Source organism: Rummeliibacillus sp. GQ308 (assembly GCF_059759115.1).
This window is the reverse complement of the sequence record NZ_JCAXDQ010000001.1, coordinates 941,173-956,647: the sequence shown is the minus strand read 5'-3', so window position 1 is coordinate 956,647 and position 15,475 is coordinate 941,173. Positions and strand designations below refer to the sequence as shown.

General features: G+C 35.9%; 19 protein-coding genes. 4 read left to right on the top strand and 15 right to left on the bottom strand.

All coding sequences use genetic code 11. The features are described 5' to 3' along the window. Positions 1-5 precede the first annotated feature (5 nt). From deoB to AC6CHJ_RS04525, 5 genes are all read right to left on the bottom strand, one after another. Positions 6-1,208 (bottom strand): phosphopentomutase, encoded by a 1,203-nt coding sequence (gene deoB, locus AC6CHJ_RS04545; RefSeq protein WP_249775720.1) that lies wholly within the window; start codon positions 1,206-1,208, stop codon positions 6-8. Positions 1,209-1,287: 79 nt separating this feature from the next. Further along, positions 1,288-2,193, bottom strand: a complete 906-nt coding sequence (xerD, locus tag AC6CHJ_RS04540) for a site-specific tyrosine recombinase XerD (protein ID WP_249775719.1) — start codon at positions 2,191-2,193, stop codon at positions 1,288-1,290. Between the two features lie 57 nt (positions 2,194-2,250). After that, complete coding sequence (gene fur / locus AC6CHJ_RS04535) at positions 2,251-2,748, bottom strand: ferric iron uptake transcriptional regulator (RefSeq protein WP_066785913.1); 498 nt, start codon at positions 2,746-2,748, stop codon at positions 2,251-2,253. Positions 2,749-2,867: 119 nt separating this feature from the next. Further along, the gene (locus tag AC6CHJ_RS04530) at positions 2,868-3,377 is read right to left on the bottom strand and encodes a hypothetical protein (RefSeq protein WP_147194008.1); all 510 of its coding nucleotides are present in this window, start codon (positions 3,375-3,377) and stop codon (positions 2,868-2,870) included. 54 nt (positions 3,378-3,431) lie between these two features. Continuing rightward, the gene (locus AC6CHJ_RS04525) at positions 3,432-3,977 is read right to left on the bottom strand and encodes an NUDIX domain-containing protein (protein WP_147194010.1); all 546 of its coding nucleotides are present in this window, start codon (positions 3,975-3,977) and stop codon (positions 3,432-3,434) included. Positions 3,978-4,047: 70 nt separating this feature from the next. Here AC6CHJ_RS04525 and AC6CHJ_RS04520 point away from each other — a divergent pair, with 70 nt between their 5' ends. Then, positions 4,048-4,947 carry an aldo/keto reductase gene (locus AC6CHJ_RS04520; RefSeq protein ID WP_498287423.1) on the top strand — a complete coding sequence of 300 codons (900 nt, stop codon included), beginning with the start codon at positions 4,048-4,050 and terminating at the stop codon, positions 4,945-4,947. A gap of 149 nt (positions 4,948-5,096) precedes the next feature. Here the strand turns inward: AC6CHJ_RS04520 and AC6CHJ_RS04515 are convergent, their stop codons facing one another. Next, the gene (locus tag AC6CHJ_RS04515; RefSeq protein WP_147194014.1) at positions 5,097-5,351 is read right to left on the bottom strand and encodes a YqkE family protein; all 255 of its coding nucleotides are present in this window, start codon (positions 5,349-5,351) and stop codon (positions 5,097-5,099) included. A gap of 180 nt (positions 5,352-5,531) precedes the next feature. Here AC6CHJ_RS04515 and AC6CHJ_RS04510 point away from each other — a divergent pair, with 180 nt between their 5' ends. Further along, positions 5,532-6,467 carry an alpha/beta hydrolase gene (locus AC6CHJ_RS04510; protein WP_147194016.1) on the top strand — a complete coding sequence of 312 codons (936 nt, stop codon included), beginning with the start codon at positions 5,532-5,534 and terminating at the stop codon, positions 6,465-6,467. 28 nt (positions 6,468-6,495) lie between these two features. Here AC6CHJ_RS04510 and AC6CHJ_RS04505 read toward each other — a convergent pair whose 3' ends face one another. The 6 genes from AC6CHJ_RS04505 to yneA all read right to left on the bottom strand — a co-directional run bounded on the left by AC6CHJ_RS04505 (position 6,496) and on the right by yneA (position 10,862). After that, positions 6,496-6,717, bottom strand: coding sequence for a YneF family protein (locus tag AC6CHJ_RS04505; protein WP_066785889.1), 222 nt, complete (start codon positions 6,715-6,717; stop codon positions 6,496-6,498). A gap of 133 nt (positions 6,718-6,850) precedes the next feature. Beyond that, positions 6,851-7,291, bottom strand: coding sequence for a sporulation inhibitor of replication protein SirA (gene sirA / locus AC6CHJ_RS04500; protein WP_066785888.1), 441 nt, complete (start codon positions 7,289-7,291; stop codon positions 6,851-6,853). A 140-nt stretch (positions 7,292-7,431) separates the two neighbouring features. Then, positions 7,432-9,435: a transketolase gene (gene tkt / locus AC6CHJ_RS04495; RefSeq protein ID WP_392994529.1), complete on the bottom strand. Its 2,004-nt coding sequence runs from the start codon at positions 9,433-9,435 to the stop codon at positions 7,432-7,434. A gap of 97 nt (positions 9,436-9,532) precedes the next feature. Next, entirely contained in the window at positions 9,533-9,769 is a 237-nt protein-coding gene (locus AC6CHJ_RS04490) for a DUF896 domain-containing protein (RefSeq protein WP_147194020.1), read from the bottom strand. 129 nt (positions 9,770-9,898) lie between these two features. Further along, positions 9,899-10,555, bottom strand: a complete 657-nt coding sequence (locus tag AC6CHJ_RS04485; protein WP_249775979.1) for a YneB family resolvase-like protein — start codon at positions 10,553-10,555, stop codon at positions 9,899-9,901. Continuing rightward, complete coding sequence (gene yneA, locus AC6CHJ_RS04480; protein WP_147194025.1) at positions 10,548-10,862, bottom strand: cell division suppressor protein YneA; 315 nt, start codon at positions 10,860-10,862, stop codon at positions 10,548-10,550. Before yneA ends, AC6CHJ_RS04485 begins: the two co-directional genes overlap by 8 nt. 167 nt (positions 10,863-11,029) lie before the next feature. Between yneA and lexA the strand changes: the two genes are divergently transcribed. Further along, positions 11,030-11,644, top strand: a complete 615-nt coding sequence (gene lexA, locus AC6CHJ_RS04475; RefSeq protein WP_147194027.1) for a transcriptional repressor LexA — start codon at positions 11,030-11,032, stop codon at positions 11,642-11,644. A 149-nt stretch (positions 11,645-11,793) separates the two neighbouring features. Here lexA and AC6CHJ_RS04470 read toward each other — a convergent pair whose 3' ends face one another. Beyond that, complete coding sequence (locus AC6CHJ_RS04470) at positions 11,794-12,294, bottom strand: GNAT family N-acetyltransferase (protein ID WP_498287420.1); 501 nt, start codon at positions 12,292-12,294, stop codon at positions 11,794-11,796. A gap of 452 nt (positions 12,295-12,746) precedes the next feature. Here AC6CHJ_RS04470 and AC6CHJ_RS04465 point away from each other — a divergent pair, with 452 nt between their 5' ends. Next, positions 12,747-13,055 (top strand): hypothetical protein, encoded by a 309-nt coding sequence (locus AC6CHJ_RS04465; protein ID WP_498287419.1) that lies wholly within the window; start codon positions 12,747-12,749, stop codon positions 13,053-13,055. Between the two features lie 212 nt (positions 13,056-13,267). Here the strand turns inward: AC6CHJ_RS04465 and AC6CHJ_RS04460 are convergent, their stop codons facing one another. Both AC6CHJ_RS04460 and glnA read right to left on the bottom strand, forming a co-directional pair. Beyond that, positions 13,268-13,828, bottom strand: a complete 561-nt coding sequence (locus AC6CHJ_RS04460) for a DUF2247 family protein (RefSeq protein ID WP_498287418.1) — start codon at positions 13,826-13,828, stop codon at positions 13,268-13,270. Between the two features lie 287 nt (positions 13,829-14,115). Further along, positions 14,116-15,450, bottom strand: a complete 1,335-nt coding sequence (glnA, locus tag AC6CHJ_RS04455; protein ID WP_147194035.1) for a type I glutamate--ammonia ligase — start codon at positions 15,448-15,450, stop codon at positions 14,116-14,118. Positions 15,451-15,475 lie beyond the last annotated feature (25 nt).

Genomic DNA, 15,475 nt, shown 5'->3' with positions numbered 1-15,475 from the left:
CTCACTTATTTTAAAAGTTGTAAAAAGCTTGTGCCGAATTCAGGCATTTTGACACCAAAGTTCTCAGCAATAGTCGCTCCAATAGCAGCGAATGTCTCTGTCTTTGGTAGTTCTTTACCTTCTTTCAATCGAGGCGAATAAGCAATTAGTGGAACAAATTCGCGCGTATGGTCTGTTCCAGGGAAAGTAGGGTCGTTTCCATGGTCTGCTGTAATGAGAAGTAAATCATCTTCCTTCATAAGGTCCAACGCTTCTGCTAATCGACGGTCAAATTCTTCAAGAGCTTCTCCGTATCCAATAGGATCGCGTCGATGGCCATATTTAGCATCAAAGTCAACCAAATTAAGGAAAGATATTCCTTGGAAGTCTTTTTTCAAGACATTCACTAATTGATCCATTCCATCATCATTGTCTTGTGTACGGATAGCTTCCGTAACGCCTTCGCCATTGTATATATCTGATATTTTGCCTAATGCTATGACATCAAAGCCTGCATCCTTCAATTCATTCATTACTGTACGGCCAAATGGTTTCAATGCATAATCATGACGATTGGAAGTACGTTCAAAATGGCCTGGTGTACCAACAAAAGGTCGTGCAATAACACGGCCAACTAGATATTCAGGTTTTAACGTAATTTCACGTGCAATTTCGCATATTTTGTATAATTCTTCTAGCGGGATAATATCCTCATGTGCAGCAATTTGCAATACTGGGTCAGCAGATGTATAAACAATAATTGCACCTGTCTCCATATGCTCTTTTCCGAAATCTTCAATGACTTGTGTCCCTGAAGCTGGTTTGTTGCAAAGCACTTTGCGCCCAGTACGTTCTTCTAATTCATCAATAAGCGATTGAGGGAATCCTTCTGGGTACACTTTGAATGGCTTGTTAATATTTAGGCCCATGATCTCCCAGTGGCCAGTCATCGTATCTTTACCTACAGAGGCCTCTTGCATATAGCCATGAAAAGCTTGAGGCTGATCAACAGACTTCATGCCCTCTAAATCTTCTAAGCCGATTATGCCTCGAATATTAGAATAGCCCAACTTTTCCATATTCGGCATTGTGAGCCCTTTCATTTCTTTCGCGATGTGTCCGAGAGTATCCGCGCCAACATCGTTAAAACTAGCTGCATCCGGCGCTTCTCCTATACCTACAGAATCCATGACGATAAGGTGAATGCGTTTAAACGGTTTTATAGTCATAATGTTGCCCTCCTTGTTTATAGATTTATTTTACCAAAATATTTTAAAAAATAAAGGTCAGACATCTGATGTATATATTTTATGCTCTTGGATGGAACTGTTTATATACTTCAGACAACCTTGATTTGCTAATATGTGTATAAATTTGTGTTGTAGAGATATCAGCATGTCCAAGCATTTCTTGCACTGCACGTAAGTCTGCTCCATTTTCAATTAAATGAGTCGCAAAGGAATGACGTAAAATATGTGGCGTCAATTCTTTTGTTATATTCGCTTTTTCTGCATAACCCTTTAATAATTTCCAGAGACCTTGCCTTGTTAACCTTTTCCCTCTCTGATTGATAAATAACGCATCTGTTCGTAGCTTCGGATTCTCAAGATGAAAACGCGCATGATTTAAATAATTCGTACATGCATTAATGGCTGAGTTTCCAAGAGGAATAATCCTCTCTTTGCCGCCTTTCCCAAAAACACGTACAAAGCCCATGGTTAAATGAATATCTTCCATATTAAGTGTTATACACTCACTCACACGCATACCAGTTGCATATAAAAGTTCCATCATCGCTTGATCTCTAACACCTTGTGGCCGCGAAAGATCCGGCATAGAGAGAAGACGATCTATTTCTTCAATTGATAATATTTTTGGCAATTTTTGCTCAATTTTAGGCAATTCTAAATGTACGCTCGGATCATTGTTTGAATATTTTTCTCTTAACAAAAACTGATGAAATGAGCGAATGGATGAAATATGCCTTGATATGGTCCTAGCTGAAATCCCTTTTCTTTGCAAACTCTGCAAATACTTTAAAATCTGCAATTTATCAATTTCATCAAATTTCTCTAACTGACTCGTCTCAAACAAAAACTGTGTATAATCTTTTAAATCTCGTTCGTAGGACTGCAATGTATTTTGTGATAATTGGCGCTCTACTCTTAGAAAGTGAATATAATCTGCAATTGCATCTAGTATTTCTTGTTTCATCGCAATAATCCTCCTAAAACAAAAAAGGACAGCACCTCCGCCATCCTTTCCATTTGTTTAAAAATCTTCATTATTATTTGGATTGTTAACATTCTCTTTGTTTTTTTCTTCGGCATGCTTTTCAGTACAACGCCAGCATATACCGTGAAATGTCAATCGATGGTCCTTTATTTGGAAATTCCACCGTTTTTCAACTACTGCTTCAACATCTTCAAGCAAGTCTTCTTGTATTTCATCAACGGCGCCACATTCGATACAAACGAGGTGATGATGAAAATGAGCTGCACCCTCTTGCCGTAAATCATAACGAGAAACCCCATCGCCAAAATTGATCTTATCGACAATTTTCAGCTCTGTCAGCAACTCTAATGTACGGTACACAGTTGCTAGACCGATTTCCGGTGCTTTCTCCTTTACTAATAGGTAAACATCCTCAGCACTTAGATGATCTTCTTCATTTTCTAAAAGTACTCTAACCGTCGCTTCTCGTTGTGGCGTCAGTTTATAGCTAGCACCATGTAATTGTTTTTTAATTCGATCAATACGGCTCTCCATATGACGCCCCCCTAAACTTCTACCATTATACCAAAAGTTTATTTCTCATTACAAGATTAAGCGACTAAAATACTTATAATGATTGTTTAATGATAATTAATATCAAATGATAAAAATCATTAAAACATAAAATGGATAATGAGAAGCTCAATACCAAATATAAGTGCAGCTAATACTCCAATGGCGATGAGTCGATTCCAATGAAGCCCCTGCCGTCTAGAATTATAAAATGGTTTAGGGACAAGCACAATTGAAAATAACAATAATAAGCAAGTGTATAAAAATTGAATAGGAAACCACCAAAAAACGTAATTCCAAATAGCATTTTGAGTAGCGATTAGATAAGCTGAACAAAAACCAAAAAAGGCGCTTTTACAGACGACTACTAATCTTGTTGCATGGCGGAACCATTGATGTGTAGCAAGCAACACTAAGAAAAGATACGGCATAAATGCTGGCCATAGCGATTGCCACATTTTTGGCTTACCCTCAAACAGAAGGCGAGGATCAATTATAGATATTAGCCATTCGGTTTGTTCGGGAGCTGAAATCTTAAAAGCTATAATTCCACCAATGAAGCCAATTGAAATGATTAGAAAAAAATACGATAGTTGCAATGAACGATTCACTAGGTCACCTACTTTCTAATAGTACAACCTATGCTCCTCGTTCTAAAAAATACCTTATTTTGATAGATTATTTTTTGCCCACATAATTGCTAGAATTGTTTTCGCATCATAAATTTGTTGTTTCTCTACTAAACGCTCTGCTTCTTCAATGGAAACTTCCATAAGTTCAACAAATTCGTCTTCATCTGGGCTTGCTGGCTGTTCTATTTGATATAAATCTGTTGCAGCATAGAGATGGATAATTTCATCAGCAAATCCAGGAGATGTGGCGAATGAATAAATTTTTTCGAAGTTCTTCGCACCGTAGCCTGTCTCTTCTTCCAATTCACGCATTGCTGTTTTTTCTGGAGCTTCACCTGGCTCGAGCTTACCAGCTGGAATCTCAATAATACTTTGTTCGAGAGGCTTACGATATTGTTCTACCATAACTATTTTCCCTTCTTTTGTTACAGGAATAATAGCAACCGCTCCCGGATGTTTTACTAATTCTCTTGAAGCAGTTTTGCCATTTGGTAGTGTGACTTCATCTTTTTGGACATTAATAATACGTCCTTTATAAATTTCTTCTGTTGAAATAGTTTTTTCTTCAAATTTTTTCATTGTCGAATTCCTCTCTATTGTTATTTATCTATGAATCATTGTACCATTATCTTTAAAGGAGGCGATAGTTTTGGAAAAAAGACGGTTAGGAGCAAGTGAATTACTATTATCAGAAATAGGTCTAGGCTGCATGTCTTTACCGACAAATCGTGTTGACGCATCATATATAGTTGATACTGCAATCGATGCAGGCATCAACTACTTTGATACAGCTGACCTCTATCAGCGTGGCATGAATGAAGAAACCATCGGCCATTTACTAAAAGAAAAGCGAAAAGATATATTACTGGCGACAAAGGTGGGGAATGTATGGAATGCTTCTTCTGATTCATGGCACTTTGACGCTTCCGCTCAACATATCAAAAAAGCTGTCAGAGAGAGTCTGAGTCGTCTTCAAACAGATTATATCGACTTATATCAGCTGCACGGTGGTACCTTAGGGGAAAATTGGGAAGAGATCATTGATACATTCAATGAACTGAAACAAGAAGGTATTATTCGGGAATACGGAATTTCTTCTATTAGGCCAAATGTTTTTATACCCTTTTTAAAAGAGAGCAAAGCTGTATCCATTATGATGCAGTATAGTTTGCTCGACAGACGCCCAGAAGAATGGTTTGATTCCATTAAAGAGCTCGGCGCTTCAGTAGTGACTCGTGGATCTCTTGCTAAAGGACTGCTCACGGATGATTGGAAAAATAGGGTTCAAAAGACCAATGGTTATCTGACATACTCACAAGAAGAACTACAAGCTACCTTAACTAATTTGGCGAATGCGGCCACTTCAGTTCATGTGACCGCCTTGCAAAGTGTTCTCCAGCATAAAGAAATTGCCTCTGCTATTATTGGAGCAAGCACACGAGAACAAATTGCAGCAACTATTCAAGCCTATAATCAAATTGACCATTCCAATGATAGTAATTTAGTCGAATTAACAAAGCTAGACCAATATACAGAACATCGACTATAAAGTATAGTCACCTCACTTAGGAGATTATTTCATCTAAATTTTCTTATTCAGCCATCAGCTGGATTATAAAAGCCGCGAATAGCTGCATTTAAGGATAGGACAAAGTATGTCTATCTTTTTGATGCAATACTATTCGCGGCTTTTAACCTTTAAAATTTGGAACCTCTATCTCCATATTCATCTAATAATTCCGCAAAAGATTTATTCTTCTCTCGTTGCTTGCGCTCAAATGCTAATTGTGCTGCTTTTTCTTCTTGTACCTGTTGCTCTTTTGCCACAAGTTCCTTTTTCGCTAGCTTTAACTTTTCCAATACATCTCCGTTTAATTGATCTTGCAATGTAAGCTTTTCATCTTTTTGCTCTTTTTGAGAAGATATATTTTGGTTTTTTCTTTTCTTAGCCATTTACAAAATTCCTTTCAAATTCCATTTCACTTTATCAAAAATCCAAGTCAACTCATATTATATTATAAAGCAATACAAATATTAAAAGTAAAAGACTTCAGAAAAACGAGGGATTTGATTCATTGCAAACAAATCTTTATGGCAGGAATGTAAAAATCTATATTGGAAGCAGGGGTGTCGATGAAAAAGAAGTTTTTTTGGATTTTCGGGTTAGTGACAGGCATTTTTGGCGGCATCCTTTCATTAGCTGGTTACCTAGTTTCAAGCCAACTCATTTATATAAAGAAAAAAGATGACTTGTTTATTTTAGAAAGAGAAAAAAAAGCTTTACGCTACGACGAAAAATGGTTCAATAGAGTAGAAAAAGAAGATATTATAATTTCTTCTCCAAATGGTTACGTCATAAAGGGAATCTATTTTAAGCCCCTACAGACAAAGAAGACAATGATAATTTGTCACGGGGTCACGGAAAATAAGGTAAACTCAGTAAAGTATGTAAGACTTTTTGAACGATTGGGCTTCAATACCATTGTTTATGATCATCGGAGACACGGAGAATCAGGAGGAAAGACCACAAGTTATGGCTTTTATGAGAAATTCGATTTAGAAGCTGTGCTACATTATATAAAAGAACAATTAGGGTACGAATCCATTATCGGCGTTCATGGTGAATCAATGGGTGCAGCTACCACCCTTTTATATGCCGGTATACTGGAAGATAGAGCGGATTTTTATATTGCTGATTGCCCGTACTCAGATTTCTATGAACAGCTTTTGTATTTAATGAAGAAAAAAACTCCATTAAAAAGTCCTTTAGCTATAAAACTTGCTGAGATTTTTTTACGTCTTCGAGATGGCTACTGGTTGAAAAATGTTGCTCCGAGAACAGCCATTCCTAATATTACAAAACCTGTCCTGTTCATTCATAGCCTTCCAGACGACTTTATTTTGCCAGATATGACGATTGAGTTATATCAATTAAAAAAAGGCCCCAAAATGCTAAAGTTATTTGAACATGGGGCACATGCACAATCATTTAATGAAAATCCAGATGAGTATGAAAAAGCTGTGCATACATTTATCGAAAAATATATTACAAATGAACAAGAAACATAAAAAACAGCACTCATTGGAGTGCTGTTTCTTATTTATTGTTTACTTTATTCATTTGGTTCATCATTTGTTTAATTTGTTTTTCTGATGGCTTTCTACCCATTTGAGTCATCATCATACGTAACATTTGTTCATTGATTGGTGGGTTTTCTTTCAGGTATTTCATCATATATTGTCTTGCAATAAAGAATCCGCCAACTAAACCAATAATTAACGCTACAATAATTAATGTAATCGCTAGTCCAGTATTCAACTAATTTCCTCCTCTAAATTGTGCATACGAGAATATCTCTCCAAAGAGGATTATACAACAAAAATGTCATCGACACTACTATTTCTCTTATTTTTGGTGACCGAGTCTTTCTCCTTCTAGTAAAGAGGCACTGTTAACTTTCTGCCAGAACAGAAAATTTTGGAGGTTTTAACCAGCCACATTCCATTTCGCCCTTATTGAAGCCAATAAAACCAGAGCTAATTTTTGATAATGTTGCAAATAAATCTAACTCTAACATACGGGAGCCAATACAATAAACATTTAGATAGTATGGCTGAATTTCTATGTGAAGATCCCCTTTGAATTGATTACTTAAATAGATTTCATGGTTTTTAATATTAATAGCAGAAAAACTAGTATGTAAATGTTTTTCTATGCTAGTTTCAATATCCTCAACAGGCAATGTCTCACATAAATAAGCTAATTCCTGTGAAGGATAAAAATTATTTTGGTTCGTTTTGACCCCATTAATTAATTCGAATAGAAGACGTTCTCTACCATATATAAATGATTGATGTTTTGGTTTAATATGAAAGATTGAGTAAACACGCATTTTTAAGCCGCCCCTTTCTTTCTACTAAGTATACCTTCAATCAAGTGAATATTTTGTCAATTTAAACTGTAAATACCCCACTTTCTTTGTCAAAAAACAAAAAGTAGAGGCATATTCCCTCTACTTTTTGGTATTTCTATTTATTTTGCCATTAAAGCTTTAACTTTCTCTACTACGTTGTTTACTGTAAAGCCATATTCTTCGATTACTGTTTCTCCAGGTGCACTAGCTCCGAATCGGTCAATAGCTAAAACATCACCTTCAAAACCAACATATTTATGCCAACCAAATGAAGAAGCCATTTCAATTGCTAATCGTTTTGTTACGTTTTTAGGCAATACGCTTTCTTTATATGCTGCATCTTGTTCGTCGAAACGGCCTAGATCTGGCATTGATACAACTGTAACATCAATTCCTTCACCAGCTAATGCATTTTTAGCAGCAACAGCTAACTGTACTTCAGAACCGGTTGCTAATAGCAATGCATCAGCCACTTCTTTGTCTGCCTTTTCAACAACATAAGCACCTTTTTCAACGCCTGTATAGATTGCATTCACATCTACATCAAGCACTGGCAGGTTTTGTCGTGACAACACTAAAGCAGTAGGTTTATTTTTAGATGATACTGCAAGCTTCCATGCAGCGGCAGATTCGTTAGCATCAGCAGGACGGATAACAGAGAGGTTCGGCATCGCACGCAATGCTGCTAAATGTTCAATTGGCTCATGTGTTGGACCGTCTTCACCAACAGCAATAGAATCATGTGTAAACACATATGTCACAGGAAGTCCCATAAGTGCAGATAAACGTACGGCAGGGCGCACATAGTCAGAGAAGACAAAGAATGTTCCACCAAACACGTGAAGACCGCCATGCAAAGCCATACCATTTAATGCAGCACCCATTGCAAACTCACGAACACCGAACCAAATATTACGTCCAGCTCGTTCAGTTGCAGAGAAATCTCCTGCATCCTTAATAGTAGTTTTATTAGAGCCAGCTAAGTCAGCACTTCCTCCAAAGAAAGAAGGCAATTTCTTAGCTAACGCATTAATCACATCACCTGAGGATGAACGTGTAGCTACCGATTTGCCTGGCTCGAAAGCTTTGATTTCTGCGTCAAAGTCTTCAGGCAGCTCTCCATTAATTGCTTTTTCTAGCTGTGCAGAAAGTTCTGGGTATGCTTGTTTGTATGCTTGGAATTGTTCGTTCCATACAGATTCAGCTTCTTCCCCTTGAATTTTCGCTGCTTCTTTAAATGTTTCGTATACTTCCTCAGGAACGAAGAAATCTTCATTTTCCCATTGATAAGCTTGTTTTGTTAGTAGAACTTCATCAACGCCAAGCGGTGCACCGTGAGATGATGATTTACCTGATTTGTTAGGAGAACCAAAGCCAATAACTGTTTTAATCTCAATTAATGTAGGTTGTCCTTTATGAGTTTTTGCTTTTTCGATTGCTGAATTAATAGCTTCAATATCATTGCCATCGTCAACCAAGATATAATTCCAGCCATATGCTTTAAAACGTTCAGCTGTATTATCTGAGAATGATTTATTCAAATCACCATCTAATGAAATATCATTACTATCGTATAAGACAATTAGTTTATCTAATTGCAAATGGCCAGCAAGTGAAGCTGCTTCTGCAGATACACCTTCCATTAAATCTCCATCTCCGCAAAGCGCGAATGTATAATGATCTACAATAGAATGTTCTGGTGTGTTGTATACTCCTGCTAAATGTGCTTCAGCCATCGCCATACCAACAGCCATAGCAATCCCTTGCCCCAGTGGACCAGTTGTCGCTTCTACTCCAGCAGTGTGCCCAAATTCAGGATGACCAGGAGTTAATGAATTCCATTGACGGAAGTTTTTAATTTCATCCATCGGTAAGTCATAACCACCTAAATGAAGTAGGCTGTATAATAACATTGAACCATGTCCTGCTGACAATACAAATCTGTCACGGTTAAACCATTTTGGATTTTTTGGATTATGTTGCATTTGTTTTGTCCATAGCGTGTAAGCCATTGGTGCTGCACCCATTGGTAAACCTGGATGACCAGAATTTGCTTTTTCGATTGCATCAATCGACAAAGTTCGAATTGTATTAATTGCAAGCTGATCTGCTTGTAGCGTCATGAATAGACATCCTTTCTGAAAGCAAAGTATTATTCTATTACAGTTTAGTCAACATTATGTCAGAAAACAATATTTTTTCGACATTTACTTTACCTTATTAATTTAAAGGATTATTTCGTTTTTGAATTTCCTTTACCTTTTCCGGTGTTACTTCATCGCCATTTGGATCAAATACTCGGACATGCTCAATGGTGTCTCTCATGGAATTACGGAATGTATCCAGATATTCTTTTCGAAGTGCTGTTTGTTCTTTTGCTTCCTCGACACTTAGTCCTTCTGCTTTTGATTTTCTAGACAGGAAATTAATACGGTCAATCTTTTCTTTTGGCAACATTTATATACACCCTTTCATATTCTTCATATCTTAAAGAGTATGTAAAATATGTTTTAAGTGCAAGCGTTAAGCATTATTTGCATATCAAGCCAACCAGTATTCGAAAGTAAACTTTTCGACAGTTTACAATTAATTATTGTGCTCTTCGAATTCTTTATAGCGTCTATGTACTGTTGCTTTGCTAAGTTGGAAGCCCAATCCATTTAGAGTAGAAGTGATTTCTTCAAATGTTAGCCCTTTATTTCTCAATTGAATAATCTGTTCAATCGGAGCATCAATTCTTTCTCTACCTTCTGGATTGCCCCGATCCTTTAAGTTATTTTCAGGCCTATAGCCGTTTTGTACAGCCCTTTTCATCCCACGACGTATTTTGGCATTATGTAATTTCCTTTGATATTCCTCTACTAGTGCCAATATTTCAAGCAACATTGTATCCATTTCATTCAGCTGGATATTGCCTGCATTATTAAGCGTAAAAATAGTCACTTCCATTTTATTAAGTAGATGTAATACGGCCATGCGACCATTCCCTCGTCCTAATCGCGTTTCATCCTGCACAAACAATGCTGTAATATGTTGTTCTTTAATATAATCCAGCAAATCCATGAGTCCCTCGCGTTCTACGTCATAGCCGCTATGTCGATCTTTAAATACACTCATAACATTATAGCCTTTTGTTTTGGCAAACTCTTTTAGTTCACTTTCTTGCCGTTCTAGCGAAGAATCTTGGGATTCTTTTTCTGTACTCACACGGCAATATAATACTGCTTCTTTCCCTCTATTCATTTTCACTCGCCAACTCTATTCCTCTTTTATTTGTGCTAGTTTTTTTGTACGCAGGAATAGATAAAGTATGACCAGCTATAATGCGTCCGTCAATAATATTGTTTTTATCTTTCACTAAAGAAACCCACTCACTTTTGGATAAATCCCCTTTATAAAGTCCAGATAGCGACCATAAAGTATCTCCTTCTTGGACTTCTATGTTTGTGTAGCTAGTTGTATCCCGATTGATGACCATAAGAATAACCATAATGGCGAATATGAATGCAAATAAATAGGTGGTATTTCGATTTTTTTTAATCCAGTTCATAAGGATCTCCCCTTCATCGAATGTTTGTTCGTAGTTTATATAATTCAATATAATACGAACATGCGTTTTTGTCAAATATATTTCGAACCTATGTTTGCATCCGTTTAATAGACATGTTATACTTCATTTAACAATTAAAGAAAATTGCTGATAAGAGGGTGAGCAAATTGAAAAAGGTATCAAAAAGACAAGATGATATATTGGAATTTATAAAAGAAGAAGTACGCACTAAAGGATATCCGCCTTCTGTACGAGAAATAGGCGAAGCTGTAGGTTTAGCTTCCAGTTCAACTGTCCACGGCCATTTGAATAGATTGGAAAGCAAAGGGCTGATTCGCAGAGACCCGACAAAACCGCGCGCTATTGAAATCTTAGATCAAGGAAATGTTACCAAACAGGGTGTTATGCATGTTCCTTTAGTTGGGAAAGTAACTGCCGGGTTACCTATCACCGCTATCGAAAATATTGAAGAGTACTTCCCTATTCCTGACACTTACGGTGGATCAGATGACCATATTTTTATGCTCGAAATCATGGGTGAATCTATGATAGAGGCAGGAATTCTCGATGGAGACTATGTGATTGTCAAACAACAGGCAACTGCCAATAATGGAGATATCGTAGTAGCTATGACGGAGGAGAACGAAGCAACAGTAAAACGTTTTTATAAAGAAAAGGGACACTTCCGTTTACAACCAGAGAATTCCTCTATGGAGCCAATAATTGTTGAAAACGTTGCTGTTCTTGGTAAAGTTGTTGGTCTTTATCGAAACATATACTGATACTTAAAAAAACAATCGAGTCTATTACATTACCTGTAGACTGATTGTTTTTTTATAAACACAAAACAGATAGCGCGGGTGTTAAATTAGTTTTATTTTGCGCCTACTTAAAGTGCTATTTTGCAGTATGAAAACATTGCATGTTTCTTTTATTTCTCAACTAGCTTTTTAATCGCCAACATGGACTTACCCTGAATAATACCTGTATCTTCAAATTTAAATGAAGCGTATAATGTTTTAGCTTTGATATTACTTGTTTGATAAAAGAGAGCTATATATTCTGCTTCACCAAATGGCCACGTTACTATTTCCTTCAACACTTTTTCAAATGCAAGTTTGCCATAGCCTTTCCCTTGGTAACTCTTTCCAATCATAATATGCCAAATAAAATAGCTCTTCTTGCCGTAAAAATCTTCTTTTTCAAACGATTCGTGATCCAACGTATCATAAATATACATCAAAAATCCAACCACCACTTCACCGGCATAAATGGCATAGGGTGCAGCAAATATCCCTTCTGCATTCAACATATGAGCATCTGCAAAGCTTCTTAGGTTAGTAGTTTCTATAAAGTCTTTTTGGTTTTCTTCAACTTCAAGTGCTATTACTTTCTCTATGTTATCTCCAGTTATTTTTCGTAATTCAATCATTTTCTATTTTTTCTCCTCTCTTAATACAATCCACTACCTCCTTGCACATTCAAAACATAGTCACATATCATACGATTATTCTCATAATATGCTGTACAAAGTATTCACCAGTAATAAACTCTACTCTTCCTGATTTTTCATTCTAGCGCCATACATAATTGTAATAAAACTTAAAAACTTCCATTATTCAATATAAGTAAATATATTACAGTGTATAATATAGGTAAATACAGGGTTATAAATTTTTAGATTTAACAGTCAGATGGTTTAACACATCTTCTATTGCGCAAAAATATCTCTCGACAATTGAGTGAAGCAAAAACACAACATTTTTGCTTTCCGAAGCGCTTAAATATGAACGTGATAAGGCTACTATTATTGTTTAGGATTAAGGTTATCTGGGTGAAGTAAGCAAGACTAATATTAAAAAGTGACAGAGGTGGGTTTGAAAGATGGATACTTTTAAAACTTCAGAAAATGATGACGGTTCTTATATTGACTTGGAAGTTCTGCAACATTACTTGGCAACTGGAAGAGAAGTTGAATTCTACTATCATAAAACAAAATACTATATAGCAAATAGCTCTCAAGGATATATACTTTTAGAAGTATTTCCAGGTTCTGATACCAAGAGTAAGGATATTTCTGATAGTTTTAATGATACAAATGAATTTTTGCTTAATGTTAAAATCGCTAATACCTCATTAAAAGAGATTTTCTCTAAGCATACTAAGAATATAGAGATCGTCTTTATCTATTAAAGATTGAAATGGGTGACTTGCTAATCCCGATAGTGTGTTATGATATTTAGTTTTTTAATTGTCTGTGACTAAATAGAAATAGACCTCAACATGTAAAAGATATTAGGATCCTACGACTTAAAATTGAGTTTATTGTTAGTATTATTTTGGTAATTCGCATTTTTTCTTAAATATTATTCGACTATCTGTTTTTGTTCTTCTAAAAATTGATTTCATCTATTTAAAAATAGTTCTTGATTTTTCTCTGTTACTTCAAAAGTCATCGAGAAATATCGAAAATCACGTGCTGGTATTGAAGGTATTTTAAAATCCCAAATAACATCGTAAACTTTGGTACTGTAGTCTATTTCTTTTAATTCTGAGTCGTATCGTTTCGGATGATTATATTTTTTGGGGTTTTGATACAACCACAATAAAGCAATATAAAGATATTTGTTTTTACAGTCAATCATGAATTGTTTATTTTCCAATAACATTAAATCAATTATTTTCTCTTGTATTAAATCATTAATATACTTTTCAGCTAAGTCTTCTTCATTTTTAAAAAGTGAAGCAAGCTCAAATAGCGTATTTGAAGTATTATCATTAATTGATACCTCTGATACTGCTTTTTCAATAGCATAATTTAGAGAAACATATTGACTTTTTAATCCAAAATATAATTCATTCCAATTTAAAGAGGCATGATCTATAAAGAAAGCATACGGAATATTTAAATTTAACGAGTTCTCTGGCATATCTAAAATAAATTCTTCATTCTGATAATCTGTCATATTAATCATTCATCTCCTTTTCGATAGAATAATCTACCCTTAGGTATTTAACCAATAGCTTGTTGTACCCGGTATCACATTTGATGCGTGATTTGTCCTTCTCTATTAATTGTATAATGAACTATACTTTCTTCTCTTTCAATGTTTTTCCTTCCTTTTATAAATTTACTTTTCTTTATACCTTTTGCTATTTATATTATTTCCAAATTTTATAAATACTGTATGCATAATAAACACCTATTAATACAAAAAAAGCGCTGGGACTTTGAATCCCAGCGCTTTTTATTTTAGTAAGTCTTCATGTATTGGTCACGTTCCCATTGGTGGACCTGTGTTCTGAAGAAATCAAATTCTATTTCTTTTGCTTCACGGAAATTAGCATAAATATGCTTTCCTAAAGCACCTTGAATGACTTGATCCTCTGCAAGTGCGTGCAATGCGTCATCTAGGTTTGCCGGCAAATTACCAATGCCTTCTTCTAGTCTTTCTTCAGCATTCATCACATAAATATTTCGATCAACTGCAGGTGGCGGTGTCAACTGTTGCTCAATACCATTTAATCCCGCTTCTAGAATGACAGCCATCGCTAAATAAGGATTTGCTGCTGGATCAACTGAACGTACTTCAATCCGAGTAGATAGACCGCGAGAAGCCGGAATACGGATAAGAGGAGATCGATTCTGTGCTGACCAAGCAATATAACATGGAGCTTCATAACCTGGCACTAATCGTTTATAAGAGTTCACAGTTGGATTTGTCACAGCTGTAAAGCCTTTGACATGTTTTAATACCCCAGCCATAAATTGATATGCTGTATCGCTCAATTGCAGGTCGCCATTCGGATTAAAGAAAGCATTTTCTGACCCTTTAAATAAAGATACATTACAATGCATCCCAGAACCCGCCACACCAAACAATGGTTTAGGCATAAACGTTGCGTGTAAACCGTGTTTGCGAGCAATTGTTTTTACAACCAATTTAAATGTTTGGATGTTATCGCATGCTGTAATCGCATCTGCATATTTAAAATCAATTTCATGTTGGCCCGGTGCTACTTCGTGGTGAGATGCTTCAATTTCAAATCCCATTTCTTCCAACTCAAGCACAATATCACGACGGCAATTTTCACCTAAGTCTGTTGGTGCTAAATCAAAGTAACCACCATGGTCATTTAGTTCAAGTGTTGGTTCGCCCTTTTCATCTAATTTAAATAAGAAAAACTCAGGCTCAGGTCCTAAATTAAAGCTGGTAAAGCCCATTTCTTTCATACGGTTTAATATGCGACGCAAGTTATTTCTTGGGTCTCCTGCAAACGGTGTACCATCTGCACTGTATACATCACAAATAAAGCGGCATACTGTACCTTTGCCGATTGTCCATGGGAATACAATAAATGTATCTAAATCAGGATATAAGTACATATCAGATTCTTCAATACGCACAAAACCTTCAATAGACGAGCCATCGAACATCATTTTATTATCCAACGCTTTTTCTAGCTGACTTACAGGTATTTCTACGTTCTTAATAGATCCTAATACATCTGTGAATTGTAAACGGATAAAATTCACTTCTTTTTCTACTACCAATCTACGAATATCATCTTTTGTAAACTTTCCCAATGAAATCTCTCCCTATATGTAGAAT

Excerpts from the sequence above, each read along its gene's own strand:
- tkt (WP_392994529.1), bottom strand. The coding sequence starts at position 9,435 with ATGACGCTACAAGCAGATCAGCTTGCAATTAATACAATTCGAACTTTG.
- AC6CHJ_RS04460 (WP_498287418.1), bottom strand. The coding sequence starts at position 13,828 with ATGACAGATTATCAGAATGAAGAATTTATTTTAGATATGCCAGAGAAC.
- AC6CHJ_RS04490 (WP_147194020.1), bottom strand. The coding sequence starts at position 9,769 with ATGTTGCCAAAAGAAAAGATTGACCGTATTAATTTCCTGTCTAGAAAA.
- yneA (WP_147194025.1), bottom strand. The coding sequence starts at position 10,862 with ATGAACTGGATTAAAAAAAATCGAAATACCACCTATTTATTTGCATTC.
- xerD (WP_249775719.1), bottom strand. The coding sequence starts at position 2,193 with ATGAAACAAGAAATACTAGATGCAATTGCAGATTATATTCACTTTCTA.
- deoB (WP_249775720.1), bottom strand. The coding sequence starts at position 1,208 with ATGACTATAAAACCGTTTAAACGCATTCACCTTATCGTCATGGATTCT.
- AC6CHJ_RS04525 (WP_147194010.1), bottom strand. The coding sequence starts at position 3,977 with ATGAAAAAATTTGAAGAAAAAACTATTTCAACAGAAGAAATTTATAAA.
- AC6CHJ_RS04465 (WP_498287419.1), top strand. The coding sequence starts at position 12,747 with ATGGATACTTTTAAAACTTCAGAAAATGATGACGGTTCTTATATTGAC.
- AC6CHJ_RS04485 (WP_249775979.1), bottom strand. The coding sequence starts at position 10,555 with ATGAATAGAGGGAAAGAAGCAGTATTATATTGCCGTGTGAGTACAGAA.
- AC6CHJ_RS04470 (WP_498287420.1), bottom strand. The coding sequence starts at position 12,294 with ATGATTGAATTACGAAAAATAACTGGAGATAACATAGAGAAAGTAATA.
- fur (WP_066785913.1), bottom strand. The coding sequence starts at position 2,748 with ATGGAGAGCCGTATTGATCGAATTAAAAAACAATTACATGGTGCTAGC.
- sirA (WP_066785888.1), bottom strand. The coding sequence starts at position 7,291 with ATGCGTGTTTACTCAATCTTTCATATTAAACCAAAACATCAATCATTT.
- AC6CHJ_RS04515 (WP_147194014.1), bottom strand. The coding sequence starts at position 5,351 with ATGGCTAAGAAAAGAAAAAACCAAAATATATCTTCTCAAAAAGAGCAA.
- AC6CHJ_RS04510 (WP_147194016.1), top strand. The coding sequence starts at position 5,532 with ATGAAAAAGAAGTTTTTTTGGATTTTCGGGTTAGTGACAGGCATTTTT.